The following is a 17,921-nucleotide window of genomic DNA, read 5'->3' on the forward strand; positions in this document are numbered from 1 at the left end:
TGTCGTAGGGAACGCTGTTGCTTTCTGTGAGTAATTTCTAGATGTTCTTGACTTGTTCCTTTTGTGCGGATCAAATTCGCTATCTGAAATTTGCGGAGAAATACAATGAGTAATTTGGATTTAAAGGAGTTTCATTCCTTCCTTGAAGAATTGATCGAAGAATTTTCAGACGACAGGCGGTTCTCCGTCGACAAGACAGTGAGCGCGATCCTAACCCGGCACCCTCAGCGCCTGGCTAAGATCCAAGATCACGTCAACGATCTGGGTCTCAGGGCGCTAATCCGCAACAACTGCCGCGCCAAGAATAGCGCAGCCAGCAACGGTCCAGACATGTTTGGCCACTATCGTCTCGGTAAGCGCGTTTCCGTGCCATACCGAGATGAGCAGGGCAAGCTGCGCTGGCACAGGAAACGGCGTAGCGAACTGTCCTTCACCGACCTTGATGGAATCCGAGCACGCTTGAGCGATCGTCCGACCCGGCAGTCGCAGGAGCGCCAGGATTTCGACGATATCGCCAGAAGGACCGAACCGTACCGCGACAAGGCGGGTAATGTTAGCGAAGCCCTTGAGATGGCGCGGCGGGACGGCCGATAGACTGGTATTCCGCTTCAAGCAGCGGCCTATTTTTATTAGAACTGGTCAGCCTGCCAGATGCTGGATTTATGCGGGTTCGACGACAGGTTCTGGGTTATGCAGCCTTTTTCTTGCGCTTCTTTTTCTTTCCTTCCTCGTCGACAGAGTTGTCCGCCACGAAGGTGTAGCTGCGCGCGATACCTCGGACATGAAGGGCTTTCATAGTTCTCATCAGGCTTATCCGCGAGAAAAGAGGCAGGTTAAGTGACCGGTTGGCTGGATTCTTCCGGGTAATGATGACGAACTGAATGTGGCACTTGCCATCGGTCAAGAGCATCATCGCTTTTCCCATGTTCTCGGTGCCAAATGCGGCCTCAAGAAGTACTGCTAGCCTCTCAACTGATTCATCCTCAAGACGAAGGAGCTCGATCGCGTTGATCCCTTGATTGAAAAGATGGCTGAGCTGGTTAGAAAGCGTCGAAACCTTGACATGGTAAAAAATAATATTCCCGTTTCGAACGGCCAACAGATCACACGGTTCTACTTGTGTTTGCCCTACCGGAGCGATGCTCGACTTGTCGAGGCACGCAACCCCGTCCTGTGTCTGGGCAACAGCTAAATTGTACGCGCCTTCGTTCGACTGCGTGTAGGGGGGAAGATCGGTGGCGACACAGAGTGGGTCAAGAGAGGCAGTCAGGCGGGCAATGTAGTTGTTGTCAACGCGGTACCACTGTCCCTCCGAGAGGTGGAACGTTGAGCCCCCCGCGATCGCGAGCGTTGTATCGAACACGAGGCTCTTGAGAATACTGTACCTGTCCCTCGGTGTTCCCTCCTCATCGGCAAGGACGAGGCTGTGGCGAGATAGGGTTTCAATATCCACATCTCCGATCTCAATGTCCCTGCTGGCGAGGTAGTCGTAGTAACGGCGGATGTACACGTCATCATACACAAGGCTGGCACCGGCGCCAGAAAACGTGACGAACACATTGTCGCTGTAGTTGATAATTTCCGGGACCGTGAGGTTCAGGTCGGCCTCTTTGGCGTGGAGTGCCACCAGCAATTGTTCGTTTAAAGCGTTGAGTATCACTGGGTCCTTCACCGGAACTATGTTCTGTATATCTGGAAACGATATCTTAAACTGCTCGGCGGCGTACAATTCCAGAAGCTTTTCACAGAGTGAAGCAAGACCGTCAACGGGCGTGTCGGTGCTTATGCGCAGGTTGCCGGCGCCCGTTGCATGGCGGAACAGGTCTTTGTGTTCGTCTCGCACTTTTCCGGTAAGGCTTCGCAGGATGGTGCTATCACGATCGAAATCGAAAAAGGTCAACTCTGACTCGATCGGCAACTGCGTACGCTGACGCTTTGCAGCGCTTGGCTCGACTGTGTCCGTGCTTTTTAGCTTTTTCGGATCGAGGCTGTTGAGCGTGACACGCAGGCCAAAGTCATACTCGTAGCTGGTGTCCTTGAGATTGTGTGCCACGTGCCCGAAGGATAGAGCGAAGCACCTACCGCCCGTCGGGAGAAACACAAGTGCGCCCATGCCTACTTGGCTGAGGTTCTTTTGTACGCCAAAATAGCTCCTCCACCACGGTGGCCGCGGTTCACTGTCGAGTACGAAAAGTGCGGCGCCGTCGGGCAAAAAATCAGCTTGAACCTCTGCGTTCAGCGGATGGCCTTCGACAAGTGCATTTGCTTGGTCGAACCCTAGCTTGAGCAGATAGATTGAAAAAGATCGACTCTTGGACATGCATCTCCCCCAACATCTCCAGTAGAGATAGGTATAATGCGGTGGGAGATGAAATACAACTATTGCGCGGACTAGCTGGTTTCGGAATTCGCGTAATGTAACTTCGTGGTCGCTAGACAGAAGGCGGGAAAATCCTCACACCCGCTCCACAAACCCATCCAACACCCTTTTCTGCCCCGCCCGATCAAACTCAATCGTCAGCTTGTTGCCCTCGACGCCGGAGACATTGCCGTTGCCGAACTTGATGTGGAAGACGCGGTCGCCGACCATGAATTTCGAGGGTTCGGAGGAGGTGGATTTGGCGACGAGTTCGCCGTCGATGGTGCGCACTTTCGGGCCGCTTTCGCCGTAGCCGATGCGTTCGACGGCGTGGCCGGAGCGGGAGCCCCAGTTGTCGCGGGTGGCGTCGGTCTTGTTGGCCTGGGCGCGTTTCCAGCCGGGAGTGGAATAGGAATTGGCGAAGGGATCGGCCTTGTCGAAGCGCGACTGGCCGTAGCCGCCGCGGCCGTAACCGCCGTAGGATTGTTCCATCTCGGCGACTTCGACATGGCTTTCCGGCAGTTCGTCGAGGAATCGGGAGGGGATGGTCGATTGCCAGAGGCCGTGGATGCGGCGGTTGGAGACGAACCAGATGTGGCAGCGGCGCTTGGCGCGGGTGATGCCGACATAGGCGAGGCGGCGTTCTTCCTCCAGGCCAGCGCGGCCGCTTTCGTCGAGCGAGCGCTGGTGCGGGAACAGGCCTTCCTCCCAGCCGGGCAGGAAGACGGTGTCGAATTCCAGCCCCTTGGCGGAGTGTAGCGTCATGATCGAGACGGCGTCGAGATTTTCGTTCTGCTCGGCGTCCATGACAAGGGCCACGTGCTCCAGGAAGCCGCGCATGGATTCGAAGCTGTCCATGGAACGAATGAGTTCTTTGAGGTTTTCCAGCCGCCCCGGCGCTTCCGCCGATTTGTCGTTCTTCCACATGTCCGTATAGCCGGACTCTTCGAGGATCTGCTCGGCAAGCTCGGTATGCGGCGTGTTTTCAAGCAGGCCCTGCCAGCGGCGGAAGGACTGTACGACGTCGAACAGCGCCTTGCGCGCCTTCGGCTTCATCTCGTCGGTCTCGATGATATCGGCGGCTGCCGCCAGCATCGGGATATTGCGCGCGCGGGCATAATCATGCAGGGCGCGGACGGTGGTATCGCCGAGGCCGCGCTTCGGCGTGTTGACGATGCGCTCGAAGGCAAGATCGTCGGCCGGCTGGCAGACGAGGCGGAAATAGGCCATGGCATCGCGGATTTCGAGGCGCTCATAGAAGCGTGGACCGCCGACGACGCGGTAGTTGAGGCCGAGCGTGACGAAGCGATCTTCGAATTCGCGCATCTGGAAGGAGGCGCGCACCAGGATCGCCATGTCGTTGAGATTGTGCTTGTTGCGCTGGAGCTGCTCGATCTCCTCGCCGATGGCGCGGGCTTCTTCCTCGGAATCCCAGGAGGCGTGTACCTGCACCTTGATGTCATCGGGATCGGAGCGCTCGGTGAACAGCGTCTTGCCGAGCCGGCCCTCATTATGCGCGATCAGATGCGCGGCGGCGCCGAGAATATGTTCGGTGGAGCGGTAGTTGCGCTCCAGCTTGATCACCTTGGCGCCGGGGAAATCCTTTTCGAAGCGCAGGATGTTGTCCACCTCCGCGCCGCGCCAGCCATAGATCGACTGGTCGTCGTCGCCGACGCAGCAGACGTTCTGCGGTTCGCCCTTCTGTCGCTGTGCCAAGAGGCGCAGCCACATATATTGCGCGGTGTTGGTGTCCTGATACTCGTCGACGAGGATGTAACGGAAGCGCTGGTGATAGTCCTTCAATATATCCGGATTTTGCCGGAACATGTTGATCGGATGCAGCAAAAGATCGCCGAAGTCGCAGGCGTTCAATGTCTTCAGGCGGGCCTGATAGGCGAAATAGAGATCGCGGCCCTTGCCGTTTGCGAAAGCGCGGGCGTCGCCCTCCGGGATATCGGCAGGGCCGAGGCCCTTGTTTTTCCAGGCGTCGATCATGCCGGCGAATTGCTTGGCCGGCCAGCGCTTGTCGTCCAGACCTTCGGCCTGGATGAGCTGCTTGATCAGCCGGATGACGTCGTCGGTATCGAGAATGGTGAAGCTGGAGGAGAGGCCCACCAGCTCGGAATGACGGCGCAGCAGCTTGACGCCGATCGAGTGGAAGGTCCCGAGCCAGGGCATGCCCTCGACGGCGCCGCCGACGAGCAGCGCGATGCGCTCCTTCATCTCGCGCGCCGCCTTGTTGGTGAAGGTGACGGCGAGGATTTGGCTCGGGAAGGCGCGGTTGGTAGAGAGGATGTGCGCGATGCGGGTCGTCAGCACCCGCGTCTTGCCGGTGCCGGCGCCGGCGAGCACGAGGACAGGCCCGTCCAGCGTTTCCACGGCTTCGGCCTGCTCCGGGTTGAGGCCTGAGAGATAGTCGGGCCGGCGGCCGCTGTCGCGTGCTGCCATGGCGCGCGCCGCAATGCCGCCGCCGGTGCTTGCAGGGGCGGGCGTGGGGCGGCGCGGAACCAGGTGTTCCGGCTCCTCGTCGAAGAAGGGAATGTCGTCATGTCCGATGGTCATGCGGCTCAATGTAATGATTCTGCCCTGAAAGGCAAAAGAAACGGGCTAAAAATAGAACAAAAAGTGCACATTCACAGGTGTCCGGAGGGCTGTTTCCGCGCCTGGGCGAGGATCCGAGGATGCGAATGAAATGCCTCGTTGTCCCCGTCAAGATTACAACTTCGTCATAATCTGCGGCAAAGCTTGCCGCCCATGGTCAAAAAAACGATATTGCAGCAAATCGGGCACAATCCTGCGTTATATCGCCGTTTGCCCGAGGGGTGGCCTCATCAAGTGCGCCTGACGTGACGAGGCCAGATAGATTGACGACGCGATTTCATCGCCTCTGACAACGAGCCGGAGACGTGCATGACCGCCTGGAAGCAGCTTTCCTTGTCTTTTCTGTTGCTGGCGGCTGGCATCGCCGCTGTCCTGGCCTTCGTGCCCGGTGCAGCCGACGTGTTGCGGGGAGCGGGTGTCCCCGAGGCCGTCGTGGCGACCGTTGCGCCTGGCGAGGGCGCCAAGGGTGACAAGGCAGCGAATGGTGGCGCGCGGCGCGGCCCGGATGTGCCGCTGGTGGTAGCTGAGCCCGTCATCGGCGGCGTGGTCAACGATCGCCTGAGCGCCATCGGCACCGGCGATGCCATCCGCTCGGTCGTCGTCATGCCGCAGGCGGCGGGCACGATCCGCGAAATCCTGATCAAGTCCGGTGATCGGGTGAAGCAGGGGCAGGTGCTGGCCCGCCTCGACAATGACGAGCAGATCATCGCGCGCGGCCAGGCGCAGGTGGCGTTGAGAAGCGCCGCCGAGAAATCGCAGCTCTATCGCAACATCAAGTCCAGCGTCTCGCGCATGGACGTCTTCGACGCCGAGATCGTCGAGCAGGGCGCGAAGCTCGCGCTGCAGGCGGCGGAACTGGCGCTGACGCGGCGCGACATCGTGGCGCCGATCGACGGCATCGTCGGTATCGTGCCCGTCGTCATCGGCGACAATGTCACCACCGCCACCAGCATCGTCACGCTGGACGACCGTTCGGAGATCCTGGTGGATTATTGGGTGCCGGAGCGGTTTGCCAATACGGTCAAGGTGGATCAGCCGGTCGAGGCGACATCGGTGGCGCTGCCTGGACGCCAGTTCTCCGGCGTGGTCGAGGCGGTGGACAACCGCGTCGATGGTGCCAGCCGGACATTGCGCATCCGCGCCCGCATCGACAATGCCGCCGACGAGCTGCGGGCCGGCATGTCCTTCAGTGTCGGCATGCGCTTTGCCGGCGAAACCCATCCGTCCGTCGACCCTCTGTCGGTGCAATGGGACGGTGAGGGCTCCTATGTCTGGCGCATCGCCGACGGCAAATCGTCCAAGGTTCGCGTCAGCGTCGTGCAGCGCAATCCGGATGCGGTGCTGGTTCGCGGCGATCTCAAGGATGGCGATCTGATCGTCACCGAAGGTTTGCAGCGCGTGAGCGAGGGTGGGGCCGTGCGCTTTGCCCGCGAGGTCGCCGAGGCCGCGGAGGTCCTCACGCAATGACGGGGCACCATGACGGTCCGGCGGATATGTCCGACGCGGGGGGCGGCAAGCAGGCTTTTACCGCGCTTTTCGTGCGCCGGCCGATCCTTGCGCTGGTCTTCAACACGCTGATGGTCGTGGCCGGCCTCGCCGCCTATTTCGGCGTCGAGGTGCGCGAACTGCCCGATGTCGACCGTCCGGTGGTCACCGTGCGGACCATGTTCGACGGCGCGTCGCCGCAGACGGTGGATCAGGAACTGACCAAGGTCATCGAAGGCGCGGTTGCCCGCGTCAGCGGCCTGAAGTCGCTCTCCTCCAGCTCTTCCTTCGGGCAGAGCCGGGTGACGCTCGAATTCTCCGACGCCACCGATCTGTCGGTTGCCGCAAACGACGTCCGCGATGCCATCGGCCGTATTGCCGAACAGCTTCCGGACGAGGCGGATGCGCCGCAGATCGTCAAGGCGGATTCGGACTCGCAGCCGATCATGCGCCTTGCCGTCACCTCCGGCACCATGACCATGGACGACCTGACGCAGCTGGTCGACAAGGAGATCACCGACCGGCTGGCCGCCGTCGACGGCGTTGCCGATGTCGAGCTCTATGGCGATCAGGAGAAGGTCTTCCGCATCGATGTCGATCAGGCAGCCCTTGCCGGGCGCGGACTGACCATCGGCGATCTGACAACGGCGCTGGAAACGGCGGCGCTCGACGTCCCGGCCGGATCGCTGAAAAGCAACCGGCAGGACATCGTCGTGCGCGCCACGGCCGCGCTGCAGACGCCCGAGGATTTCGCGCGGCTGATCATCAAGGACAGGATCAGGCTCTCGGATGTCGCGACCGTGACGCTTGGCCCGCGCGACGGAACGACGGCGCTGCGGTCGAACGGCGTGCAGGGCGTCGGCCTCGGCATCATCCGTCAGGCGCAGTCGAATACGCTCAACATTTCCAATGGCGTGAAGGCCGTGGTGGCACAATTGTCGAAATCGCTGCCGGAAGGCACGCGCATCACCATCACCAGCGACGATGCCGTGTTCATCCAGGGTGCGATCCATGAGGTGGTGCTGGCACTGGTGCTGTCGGCGCTGATCGTCACCATCGTCATCTATCTCTTCCTGCGCGACTGGCGCGCGACGCTCATCCCGGCCGTCACCATGCCGGTGGCGCTCACGGGAACGCTGGCCGCGCTCTATATGGTCGGTTTCTCGATCAACATTCTGACGCTACTGGCGATCGTGCTTGCGACCGGTCTCGTGGTGGATGACGCCATCGTCGTTCTGGAAAACATCGTGCGGCGCAGATCGGAGAAGATGGGGCCACGCGCGGCGGCGGTGCTTGGCACGCGTGAGGTCTTCTTTGCGGTCATCGCGACCACGGCGACGCTTGCGGCCGTCTTCATTCCGCTGTCCTTCCTGCCGGGGCAAGTGGGCGGCCTATTCCGCGAATTCGGCTTCGTGCTCGCCTTCTCCGTCGGTCTGTCGTCGCTCGTGGCGCTGACGCTTTGCCCGATGCTGGCCTCGCGCATGCTGACCAGGGAGATGCGTGAGGATCACGGCATGCTCGGCCGTTTCGGCGCGCTGTTTTCTGGTGTCTATCGCCGCACGCTCCGGGCCTGCCTCAATGCACCGCTGGTGGTCATCGTCTTCTGCGCGATCTTTTCGGCGGCCGCCGTCTTTGCCTTTCTTGGCGTGAAGAGCGAGCTGACGCCGAACGAGGATCGCGCCCTGGTAATGCTGAGGCTGACCACGCCGCAGGGCGCCAGCCTCGATTACACCAAGGATCAGCTGCAGCGGGTGGAAGAGAAGCTGCAGCCGTTGATGGATAGCGGCGACATTCGCAACGTCTATGCCATCTCCGGCCAGAACGGGCAGATGAACACCGGCTTCATGGTGTTGACGCTCGCGCCCTGGAGCGAGCGCCATCGCACGCAATCCGAGATCGTTGCCGATATCAACCGGGCGATGGCGCAGGTGCCGGCGCTGCGTGGCAATGTCTTCCAGTCGAACAGCCTGCGCATTCGCGGCGCCGGCAGTGGTGTGCAGATGGCGCTGACCGGCAACGATCACGAAGCCTTGACGCAGGCGGCGCTGAAGCTGGTGCAGGCGCTGGATGCGACCGGCCGATTCGACACGCCGCGTCTCAACAACGAGCCGACGCAGGCGCAGGTCTCCGTCGCGATCGACCGCGAGCGCGCCTCCGATCTCGGCGTCGACATCACCGGCCTGTCGACGGCGCTGCAATCGCTGCTCGAAGGCCGTTCCGTCGTCGATGTCTTCGTCAAGGGCGAGGCCTATCCGGTGCTCCTGACCTCGACCATGCGGCCGATCGACGATCCCACAGATCTCGAAAACGTCTTCCTGAAGACCGGCGACGGCAAGATCGTGCCGATGTCGGTCATCGCCAGCCTGAAGGAAGGGGCGGTCGCGCCGCAGCTCACCCGCGAGCAGCAACTGGCGTCGGTGGCGATCACCGCCGGCCTCAAGAACAACATGTCGCTCGGCCAGGCCGTCGAGGAGGTGACGCGAATCGCCGCGCCGCTCCTGCCGCCCGGCGCGCGGCTGATCCCGCTCGCGGAAGCGGCGACGCTGGAGGAGAATTCCAGCGGCATGGCGCTCACCTTCGGCTTCGCCATCGTCATCATCTTCCTGGTGCTGGCGGCGCAGTTCGAAAGCGTGCTGTCGTCGCTGATCATCATGTCGACGGTGCCGCTCGGCCTTGCCTGCGCCGTCTTCGCGCTGGTCATCACCGGCTCGAGCCTCAATATCTACAGCCAGATCGGCCTGGTGCTGCTTGTCGGCGTCATGGCCAAGAACGGCATCCTGATCGTCGAGTTCGCCAACCAGCTGCGCGACGACGGCGCAAGCGTGCGCGAGGCGATCGAGAGGGCCTGCGCGCTGCGCCTGCGGCCGGTGATGATGACGATGATCGCCACCATTCTCGGCGGCGTGCCGCTGGTCTTCGCCGATGGAGCGGGAGCTGAAGCACGCATCGCGCTCGGCTGGGTGATTGTCGGCGGCCTCGGCTTCGCGACCCTGGTGACGCTTTACGTCACGCCCGTCGCCTATCTTCTGATTGCCCGTTTCGCCAAGCCCCAGGCGCATGAGGAGCAGCGGCTGCACGAGGAAATGTCGGAAGCCGTGCTGAGGGCGAAGCTGATGAAGCTCAGGGCGGCGGAGTAGCTGCCCGTATTTTCCGCCTGGGCGGGTGCAACCGAAGATTTATGGTAAATCACCCGTTTCGATTAGCTGTTTATTAAGCATGAATGCTAATCATAGCGCCTGTAACCGCTCGAGTTCAGGCGCTGTTTTTTTGCCGGACTCATCGTCTGCCGACGCGTGTCGGCCCGCGCGCATGAGCGCCCGCGGCATGGTTCGAATGTCTCCTTGTGCTTGTTGTCTATTGTTGCGTCCGGAGTCCGTGTGTCGTGAGTATTTTTTCGACCTTCATCAGGGTTAGTCCCTCTGTCAACACAGCCCTTGAAGTCCTCAGAAACACCCAGTCGAACCTGAATGTCGCGCAGCGGCAGATGTCGTCGGGCCTGCGCGTGCAGACGGCCAAGGATGACGCCACCTATTGGACGATCTCGACATTGACGCGCACCGACATCAGCGGCATTTCCTCGGTGCAGGACGCACTCGGGCTTGCCGCCGCGACCGTCAGCACGGCATCCGAAGGCGTCACCAGCGCCATCGACATCGTGACGAAGATCCGATCGAAGCTGGTCAGCGCCTATGAGGACAGCGTCGACAAGACGAAACTCAATGACGAGATCAGCCAGCTCAAGGAGCAGCTCCGCAGCGTCGGCCAGTCGGCGAGTTTCAACGGCGTCAACTGGATCGTGCTGCAGGACGGTGACGACCCGACCGAACCACACCGGATTCCGGGATCCCTGATCCGCCATACCGACGGCACGATCGCAATCGGGATGCTGGACTATGAGGGCGCCACGTCGACCAGCGGCACCATCCCATCGACGGATGCACGCTATCTCATCGATGACCAGTCCAGCGGCAGCGGCGGCTATGGCGTGCTCACCTCCACGGCCTTTGCGACGGAGGCCGGTGCCGCCCAGAACTATGTGCTGATCGGCAGCAAGAATGGCGACACCACCGGGCAGGTGGAAATCTCGCTCGATGCGACCACGACGAAGGGCGCGCTGACAGACATGGTGAATACCGTCACCGCCATGCTGCATCAGCTGAGTACCATCGGGTCGGCCTTCGGCTCGCTGGAAACGCGCGTCAGCCTGCAGAGCCAGTTCGCGACGAATCTCAGTGATTCGCTCACCAGCGGCGTCGGCAAGCTTGTCGATGCGGATATGGAGCAGCAGTCGAGCAGGGTGCTGGCATTGCAAACCCAGCAGCAATTGGGCCTGCAATCGCTGTCCATCGCCAATGCGAGCTACAACACGGTGACACAGCTTTTCCAGAATCTTTGAGCGGACAAGCGACTGATTCCGAAGAGAAATGACGGAATTTCCACCAAGTCGTGCCGGTCTTTGGCGCGGCCGTCGGCATTCGGATCAGCGCATGTGGATGCGGAGCTGGGGCGTTCTCGGTCGTACACGAAGATTTCGCTTCATCATATTGCCGCAATGCTCCATATCTGCTTCGGACCATCGAACCGGAGAGCGACGATTCCATGATCAAAAAAATTGCCATTCTTGCCGTCTCGGCGGCCTTTCTCAACGCGTGCACGACGACCGATCCCTATACGGGCGAACAGAAAGTATCCAACACAGCGGGCGGTGCCGCGATCGGCGCCGGCGTCGGCGCTGTCGCCGGTCTTCTGATCGGGCATTCGCCGGCCTCGCGCCGCAATGCCGCGCTGATCGGCGCTGGCGTTGGTGCCTTGGCTGGTGCCGGCATCGGCAATTACATGGACCAGCAGGAATCCGAGCTGCGCGCGCAGTTGCAGGGCACGGGTGTCTCCGTTACCCGCGTCGGCGACCGCATCATCCTGAACATGCCGTCCGCCATCACCTTCGATATCGACCAGGACGCCATCAAGCCGGAATTCTTCGCAACGCTGAATTCGGTCGCCATCGTGCTGCGCAAGTTCAACCGCACGCTGATCGACGTCAACGGCCATACGGATTCGACCGGCAGCCTGCAGCATAACCAGGATCTGTCCGAACGCCGTGCCGGCTCGGTCGCCTCCTATCTCGGCAGCCAGGGCATCGACCAGCGCCGCATGTCCGCCATCGGCTTCGGCCCGAGCCAGCCGGTTGCGTCCAATGCCACCGAAGCCGGCCGCGCCCAGAACCGCCGCGTCGAAATCCAGATCGCGCCGATCACACAGAACGGCTGATCCGGCATCGACATTCCGACAAGGACGGCCGGGTTGTGAAACCCGGCCGTTCTGTTTTGACGTTTCCGTCAGGAATGCATCTTTGCGCCTTTGGTGATCTTGTCGACGATCTTCTTGTCGGCGCGCAGCGCGATGCCGACGACTTTGGCGTCTTCGGGCGCAAATTCGGAAAAGACCGCGCGGTTAGCCGTATCGTGGCCCGTCGAGAACATTTCCTCGATGAAGATCGAGGCGGTGATGTCGCGCTCCAGCGAGCGGCGATGGATGGTCGACATCGTCTCTTCGTCGGCCGATAATACGATCATCGGCTGGATCGACATCGCGTTGTAGAGATTGCCGGCCCGGTCGCGATAGGGTTCGCCGATGATCTCGGGACATTGCCCGGCGATCCCGGTCGACAGGAAAGCGGTCACATTCAGCTTCTGCCAGGATTGAAGATTGTTTCGCAGGACGATTGCGATTTTGGTATCAAACATCGGTAGCCACTTTCATGCCGTTTGGAAACGAATTGTTGCGCCAGGATCTAGCCAGCTCGATCTTCGAAGGTCTTGAACGTTTGTGCGCCGTTCCGGACGGGAACAGCATCGTGTCGGCGCCCGCCTATCCCGGTATCGAGAGAATTCAGGCGCAGTTTCGCGGCGATGCCTTCGAGCCGCACCGGCACGACACCTATGCTCTCGGCGTCACCATTCGCGGCGTGCAGGCTTTCAGCTATCGTGGCGAGCGGCGCTACAGCCTGCCGGGCCAGGTGATCGTCCTGCATCCGGACGAAGTGCACGACGGCGGTGCCGCGACCGACGACGGGCTGGTCTACCGCATGCTCTATCTGGAGCCGTCCATGTTGGCGCAATGTCTCGAAACGGCCCGTATCGGCTTGCCTTTCGTGAACGAGCCCCTGGTGGAGGATCGGCGTCTCGCCGGCCTGCTGCTGGCGGCACTTGGCGAGCTCGACAGCGAACTGGACGCGCTTTTCGTTGATGATTTCATATCGCGGGTGGCGAGCGGATTGGCCTCGCATGCGCGGCTGCCGCAGAAATCGCTGGGCAATATCGCCTGGGGGCAGGTCAAGACGGCGCGGGATTATCTTGAGGCCCATGCCATGCGCGGCGTCCGCTCGGAGGAGCTGGAACGCATCACCGGCCTCGACCGCTTTGCGCTTTCGCGCCATTTCCGCGCGGCCTTTGCCACCAGCCCGCACCGCTTTCTGCTGATGCGGCGTCTGCAGCTGGCCAAGGCGCTGATCGGCGATGGCGAGCCGATCGCCGAAGTCGCGGCGGCCACCGGCTTTGCCGACCAGAGCCATCTGACCCGGCATTTCAAGAAGGCTTTCGGCATGGCGCCGGGCGCTTGGAGTGGGATGATCGGCGTCGCGCGGCTATCGTCGCAGCGCCGATGAGTGCATCCCTGAGCAATGCCTAGTGCATGCCGAGGAACTGTTTCAGCTCCGGCGTCTTCGGATCGGCGAAGACTTCGCTCGGCGGGCCGATTTCATGGACGCGGCCCTGATGCATGAAGACGACGCGCGAGCAAACGTCGCGGGCGAATTTCATTTCATGCGTCACCATCAGCAGCGTCATGCCTTCGCTGGCCAGTTCGCGCACGACGGCCAGGACTTCCGACACCAGTTCTGGATCGAGCGCCGAGGTGATTTCGTCGCAGAGAAGGGCGATCGGCTGCATGGCAAGCGCTCTCGCGATCGCGACGCGCTGCTGCTGTCCGCCCGAGAGCTCGTCGGGAAAGGCGTCGAATTTGTGCCCAAGGCCGACGCGGTCGAGCATGCGCCGCGCCATTGCCTCGGCATCGGCCTTGGAAGCCTTCTTGACGACCATCTGCGACAGCATGACGTTGCGGCCGGCGCTCAAATGCGGGAAGAGATTGAACTGCTGGAAGATCATGCCGACCTTCAGCCGCAGCGCCTTGAGATGCAGATCGTCGGGCAGAAGCTGGGCGCCGGCCACCGAGATCGAGCCGTCGTTGATCGTCTCCAGCCCGTTGATGCAGCGAAGCAGTGTCGATTTGCCCGAGCCGCTCTTGCCGATGATGGCGATGACCTCGCCGGGTTCGACATCGAGGTTGATGCCTTTCAGTACCTCGTTCTCGCCAAAGCTTTTGCGGACTTCAGTGACCTCGATGAGCGACATTCAGCTTCCTTTCCAGGATCTGGCTGCTTTTCGACAGCGGCCAGCACAGGGCGAAATAGATAAGGGCGACGAAGCCGTAGACGGTGAACGGCTGGAAGGTCGCGTTGGTGATGACGGTGCCGGCCTTCGACAGTTCGACGAAGCCGATGATGGAGGTGAGGGCGGTGCCCTTGACCACCTGCACGGAGAAGCCAACCGTCGGCGGCACGGCGATGCGCAGCGCCTGCGGCAGGATGACGTAGCGCATCTGCTGGAGATAGCCCATGCCAAGGCTGGCGGAGGCCTCCCACTGGCCTCTTGCGACGGCCTCGACGCAGCCGCGCCAGATCTCGGTCAGGAAGGCGGCCGACCACAGCGTCAGCGCGACGCCGGCGGCAAGCCAGGCCGGCACGTCGATGCCGAAGAGCCCAAGGCCGAAAAAGGCGAGGAAGAGCTGCATCAATAACGGCGTGCCCTGGAAGAGCTCGACGAAATATTTGACGGCAAGGCGCGCGACCTTGCGCTTGCCGATCCGCATGAACAGCAGGATCGCGCCAACCGTGCCGCCGCCGATGAAGGAGACGAGCGAGAGCAGGATGGTCCAGCGCGTGGCGAGCAGCAGGCCACGCAGGATGTCCCAGGTGGTGAAATCAGTCATCGGCGAACCCTGCGCGGGAAGATGAGGTTACCGGCGACCGCAAGCAGTTGCCGCAGGACGATCGCCAGAAGCAGATAGATCGCCGTAGAGACGAAATAGGCTTCGAAGGCGCGGAAGGAGCGGGACTGGATGAAGTTTGCCGCAAATGTCAGGTCCTCGGCGGCAATCTGCGAGACGACCGAGGAGCCGAGCATGACGATGACCACCTGGGACGACAGGGCCGGCCAGATGCGTTGCAGCGAGGGAACGAGAATGACATGGCGGAACGTCTCGAACCGGGTCATGGCAAGGCTGGCGCCCGCCTCGAACTGGCCGCGCGGCGTCGCCTGGATGCCGGCGCGGATAATCTCGCAGCTATAGGCGCCGAGATTGACGATCATGGCCAGGTTGGCGGCGGTCATTTCGTTCATCTGGACGCCGATGCCGGGCAGGCCGAAGAAGATGAAGAAAAGCTGGATCAGGAACGGCGTGTTGCGGATCAGCTCGACATAGGTGGCGACAATCGGCTTGAGCCAGCGCGGACCGAGCGCGCGCGCCCAGGCACAGGCGATGCCGAGTGCGATGCCCGCCACCGCGCCGACCAGGGTCAGTTCTATGGTAACCAGGATGCCCTTGATCAGCACCGGATAATAATCGGCGATCCAGCCGAAATCGAAGTGATAGCGCATGAGACGGTGCCTTGCTCGGTCCTGCCGCGCCGGGTGGCGCGGCAGGGCCTGCGTTGATCAGAAGCCGGCAGGAAGGTCGGCGCCCAGCCATTTCTGCGATATCTTGTTCAGCGTGCCATCGGCCTTGGCGGCGGCAATGATGTCGTTGACCTTTTTCTGCAGGTCGCCCTCGTTCTTGTTCAGGCCGATGTAGCAGGGGGAGTTGGTGATGAGGAATTTCATCTCCGGCTTCTTCGGCGGGTTCTTGGCGAGGATGGCGGCGGCAACGACGTTGCCGGTGGCGACCAGTTCGACCTGGCCGGAGAGGAAGGCCGAGATGGTGCCGTTATTGTCCTCGTAGCGCTTGATCGTCGCGTCCTGCGGCGCGATCTTCGTCAGCGCCAGGTCCTCGATGGCGCCGCGCGTGACGCCGATCGTCTTGCCCGACAAATCCTCGGCCTTGGCGGCGGCAACGCTGGCCGGTCCGAAGACGCCGTTGAAGAAGGGCGCATAAGGAGCGCTGAAATCGATGACCGCTTCGCGCTCGGCGTTCTTGCCGAGGCTGGAGATCACCAGGTCGACCTTGTTGGTCTGCAGATAGGGAATGCGGTTAGCGCTGGTGACGGGCACCAGTTCGGTCTTCACGCCGAGCTTTTCGCCGATCAGGTTCGCCACGTCGATGTCGTAGCCCTTGGGCGCCATGTCGACGCCGACGCTGCCGAAGGGCGGGAAATCCTGGGGAACGGCGACACGGATCGTGCCACGCGCGGTGATATCGCTCAAGGCGTCCGCCCGGGCTGCATGCGGGTCGGAAAGTGAACCCATCGCCAGCATCGCCATACCGAGTGCCATGAGCAATTGTCTGCGCTTCATCGAATATCCTTCCAATCGTGGGCTATGTAAAAGTTGCAGGACAGAACGCAAAACATATGCCAGTCGCTTCTGGGGCGTTTGTTGTCGCTGGCCGCGCGCCTCTTTTTGGCGGGAAATTTACGGCAAATGCACATTTCAGCGGACATATGATTAAAGAATGAGCAGAAAATGAAGGTGCTCGTTTTACGCGATGCCTGTCAGCGAGCGTCCTTGCGGGTGCTATTTTCATGACTGGACAGCGTCGTTGCTATGTCCCATAGAACCGCAAAAGGTTAACGTCCTTCCATGTGCTTTTTGATGGAGATTCGAGAAGATGGCTCTGGCTGACGCGAAGGCGGGAATACGCAACGAAGAAGGGATCGCAGCCGTTATCGGCGTCCTGAAACAAGTCTTCGGCGAGCGCTTCCAGACCGGTGAGAGCTTCCGCGCCCAGCATGCGCACACGACGACCTATATTCCCTCCCAGCTTCCCGATGGCGTGGTGTTCGCCGAGAGCCGGGATGACGTGCAGGCCGTGGTCAGGGCATGCGCCGAGCACAAGGTGCCGGTCGTGGCTTTCGGTACGGGCTCGTCGCTGGAGGGGCAGGTGAATGCGCCGCAGGGCGGTATCTCCATCGATTTCAGCCGGATGAACCGCGTGCTTGAGGTGAATGCCGAGGATCTCGATTGCACCGTCGAGCCCGGCGTCACCCGCGAGCAGCTCAATACCTATCTGCGCGACACCGGCCTGTTCTTCCCGATCGATCCCGGCGCCAATGCCTCCATCGGCGGCATGACGGCGACGCGCGCCTCCGGCACCAATGCCGTGCGCTACGGCACGATGAAGGACAATGTCCTGGCGGTGACCGTGGTTGCCGCCAATGGCGAGGAGATCCGCACGGCGCGGCGCGCCAGGAAATCGTCCGCCGGTTACGACCTGACCCGGCTCTTCGTCGGTTCCGAGGGCACGCTCGGCGTGCTGACCTCGGTGACGCTGCGCCTGCAGGGCATTCCGCAGAAGATCGCCGGCGGCGCCTGCTCGTTTCCGGATGTGAAGGCGGCCTGCGATGCCGTCATCATGACGATCCAGATGGGCGTGCCGGTTGCCCGTATCGAACTGCTCGACGCCGTGCAGATGCGGGCGTGCAATCTCTATTCCGGCCTGGCCTACGAGGAGCGCCCGACGTTGTTCCTCGAATTCCACGGCACCGAAGAGACCGTCGCGCTGCAATCGGAACAGTTCGCCGAGATCGCCGCCGAGTGCGGTGGCGGAGAATTCCTCTGGACCAGCAATCTCGAGGAGCGCAACAAGCTCTGGAAGGCGCGCCACGATGCCTATTGGGCAGCCCGCGCGCTGGCACCGGAGCTGTCGGCGCTGTCGACGGATGTCTGCGTGCCGATTTCGAGGCTTGCCGAATGCGTCGCCGAAACCCAGGCCGATATCGAGAAGCATGGATTGCTGGCGCCGATCGTCGGCCATGCCGGAGATGGCAATTTCCATGTGCTGGTGCTGTTCGACGACAAGACGCCGGAGGGCATCGCCGTGGTCGAAGCTTTCGTCGCCCGGCTGAATGCGCGCGCGTTGGCGATGGACGGAACCTGCACCGGCGAACATGGGGTGGGGCAGGGCAAGATGTCGTTCCTCGAACAGGAGCTTGGCGGCGCAGTCGATCTGATGCGTCAGGTCAAGCAGGCTCTGGATCCGGACGCGATTTTCAATCCCGGCAAGATCTTTCATGGTCATTGAAAAACCGAAGATCGCCGTCATGCCGGCTTGTTCCCCGCGTGAATGACGCTAGGCTATGGTGTTCCGTTTTCGGATAGAGCACGAAAGCGGGCGAAATGCCCTGGATGTGGAACAGGTTTCCGGCGATCGCGATGCGGTTTGGGACGGAACGCGGATCAAGGGTGCCCATTGCCTGTGGGTCGGA

The 17,921-nt window shown here is 61.6% G+C and carries 14 protein-coding genes; 7 read left to right on the top strand and 7 right to left on the bottom strand.

Annotated features, from left to right (window positions below; all coding sequences use genetic code 11):
- Positions 1-105: 105 nt before the first annotated feature.
- Complete coding sequence (locus FHX11_RS01830; protein WP_184354471.1) at positions 106-594, top strand: hypothetical protein; 489 nt, start codon at positions 106-108, stop codon at positions 592-594.
- A gap of 94 nt (positions 595-688) precedes the next feature.
- Here FHX11_RS01830 and FHX11_RS01835 read toward each other — a convergent pair whose 3' ends face one another.
- Both FHX11_RS01835 and FHX11_RS01840 read right to left on the bottom strand, forming a co-directional pair.
- Entirely contained in the window at positions 689-2,320 is a 1,632-nt protein-coding gene (locus FHX11_RS01835) for a DUF6119 family protein (protein ID WP_184354473.1), read from the bottom strand.
- A gap of 135 nt (positions 2,321-2,455) precedes the next feature.
- Complete coding sequence (locus tag FHX11_RS01840) at positions 2,456-4,921, bottom strand: UvrD-helicase domain-containing protein (RefSeq protein ID WP_184354475.1); 2,466 nt, start codon at positions 4,919-4,921, stop codon at positions 2,456-2,458.
- Positions 4,922-5,269: 348 nt separating this feature from the next.
- Here FHX11_RS01840 and FHX11_RS01845 point away from each other — a divergent pair, with 348 nt between their 5' ends.
- The 4 genes from FHX11_RS01845 to FHX11_RS01860 all read left to right on the top strand — a co-directional run bounded on the left by FHX11_RS01845 (position 5,270) and on the right by FHX11_RS01860 (position 11,713).
- The gene (locus FHX11_RS01845; RefSeq protein ID WP_184354478.1) at positions 5,270-6,427 is read left to right on the top strand and encodes an efflux RND transporter periplasmic adaptor subunit; all 1,158 of its coding nucleotides are present in this window, start codon (positions 5,270-5,272) and stop codon (positions 6,425-6,427) included.
- 26 nt (positions 6,428-6,453) lie between these two features.
- On the top strand, positions 6,454-9,582 hold the full coding sequence (locus FHX11_RS01850) for an efflux RND transporter permease subunit (RefSeq protein WP_184355758.1): 3,129 nt from the start codon (positions 6,454-6,456) through the stop codon (positions 9,580-9,582).
- 245 nt (positions 9,583-9,827) lie between these two features.
- Positions 9,828-10,841 (top strand): flagellin, encoded by a 1,014-nt coding sequence (locus FHX11_RS01855; protein ID WP_184354479.1) that lies wholly within the window; start codon positions 9,828-9,830, stop codon positions 10,839-10,841.
- A gap of 203 nt (positions 10,842-11,044) precedes the next feature.
- The gene (locus tag FHX11_RS01860) at positions 11,045-11,713 is read left to right on the top strand and encodes an OmpA family protein (protein ID WP_184354481.1); all 669 of its coding nucleotides are present in this window, start codon (positions 11,045-11,047) and stop codon (positions 11,711-11,713) included.
- A gap of 68 nt (positions 11,714-11,781) precedes the next feature.
- Here FHX11_RS01860 and FHX11_RS01865 read toward each other — a convergent pair whose 3' ends face one another.
- Entirely contained in the window at positions 11,782-12,189 is a 408-nt protein-coding gene (locus FHX11_RS01865; protein WP_184354483.1) for a DUF2000 family protein, read from the bottom strand.
- 35 nt (positions 12,190-12,224) lie between these two features.
- Here FHX11_RS01865 and FHX11_RS01870 point away from each other — a divergent pair, with 35 nt between their 5' ends.
- The gene (locus FHX11_RS01870; protein ID WP_184354485.1) at positions 12,225-13,109 is read left to right on the top strand and encodes an AraC family transcriptional regulator; all 885 of its coding nucleotides are present in this window, start codon (positions 12,225-12,227) and stop codon (positions 13,107-13,109) included.
- Positions 13,110-13,128: 19 nt separating this feature from the next.
- Here the strand turns inward: FHX11_RS01870 and FHX11_RS01875 are convergent, their stop codons facing one another.
- Genes FHX11_RS01875 through FHX11_RS01890 form a run of 4 tightly spaced genes read right to left on the bottom strand, consistent with a single transcriptional unit; the run spans position 13,129 to position 15,990 of the window.
- Complete coding sequence (locus FHX11_RS01875) at positions 13,129-13,854, bottom strand: amino acid ABC transporter ATP-binding protein (RefSeq protein WP_184354487.1); 726 nt, start codon at positions 13,852-13,854, stop codon at positions 13,129-13,131.
- Positions 13,832-14,491 (bottom strand): amino acid ABC transporter permease, encoded by a 660-nt coding sequence (locus FHX11_RS01880; protein ID WP_184354489.1) that lies wholly within the window; start codon positions 14,489-14,491, stop codon positions 13,832-13,834. Before FHX11_RS01880 ends, FHX11_RS01875 begins: the two co-directional genes overlap by 23 nt.
- On the bottom strand, positions 14,488-15,159 hold the full coding sequence (locus FHX11_RS01885; protein ID WP_184354491.1) for an amino acid ABC transporter permease: 672 nt from the start codon (positions 15,157-15,159) through the stop codon (positions 14,488-14,490). Before FHX11_RS01885 ends, FHX11_RS01880 begins: the two co-directional genes overlap by 4 nt.
- Before the next feature lie 57 nt (positions 15,160-15,216).
- Positions 15,217-15,990, bottom strand: a complete 774-nt coding sequence (locus FHX11_RS01890) for a transporter substrate-binding domain-containing protein (RefSeq protein WP_246780890.1) — start codon at positions 15,988-15,990, stop codon at positions 15,217-15,219.
- 334 nt (positions 15,991-16,324) lie between these two features.
- Here FHX11_RS01890 and FHX11_RS01895 point away from each other — a divergent pair, with 334 nt between their 5' ends.
- A complete protein-coding gene (locus tag FHX11_RS01895; RefSeq protein WP_184354495.1) occupies positions 16,325-17,737 on the top strand; it encodes an FAD-linked oxidase C-terminal domain-containing protein in 1,413 nt (470 codons plus the stop codon).
- The last annotated feature ends 184 nt before the right edge of the window (positions 17,738-17,921 follow it).

Source organism: Rhizobium sp. BK602 (genome assembly GCF_014195095.1).
Classification (GTDB): Bacteria; Pseudomonadota; Alphaproteobacteria; order Rhizobiales; family Rhizobiaceae; genus Rhizobium.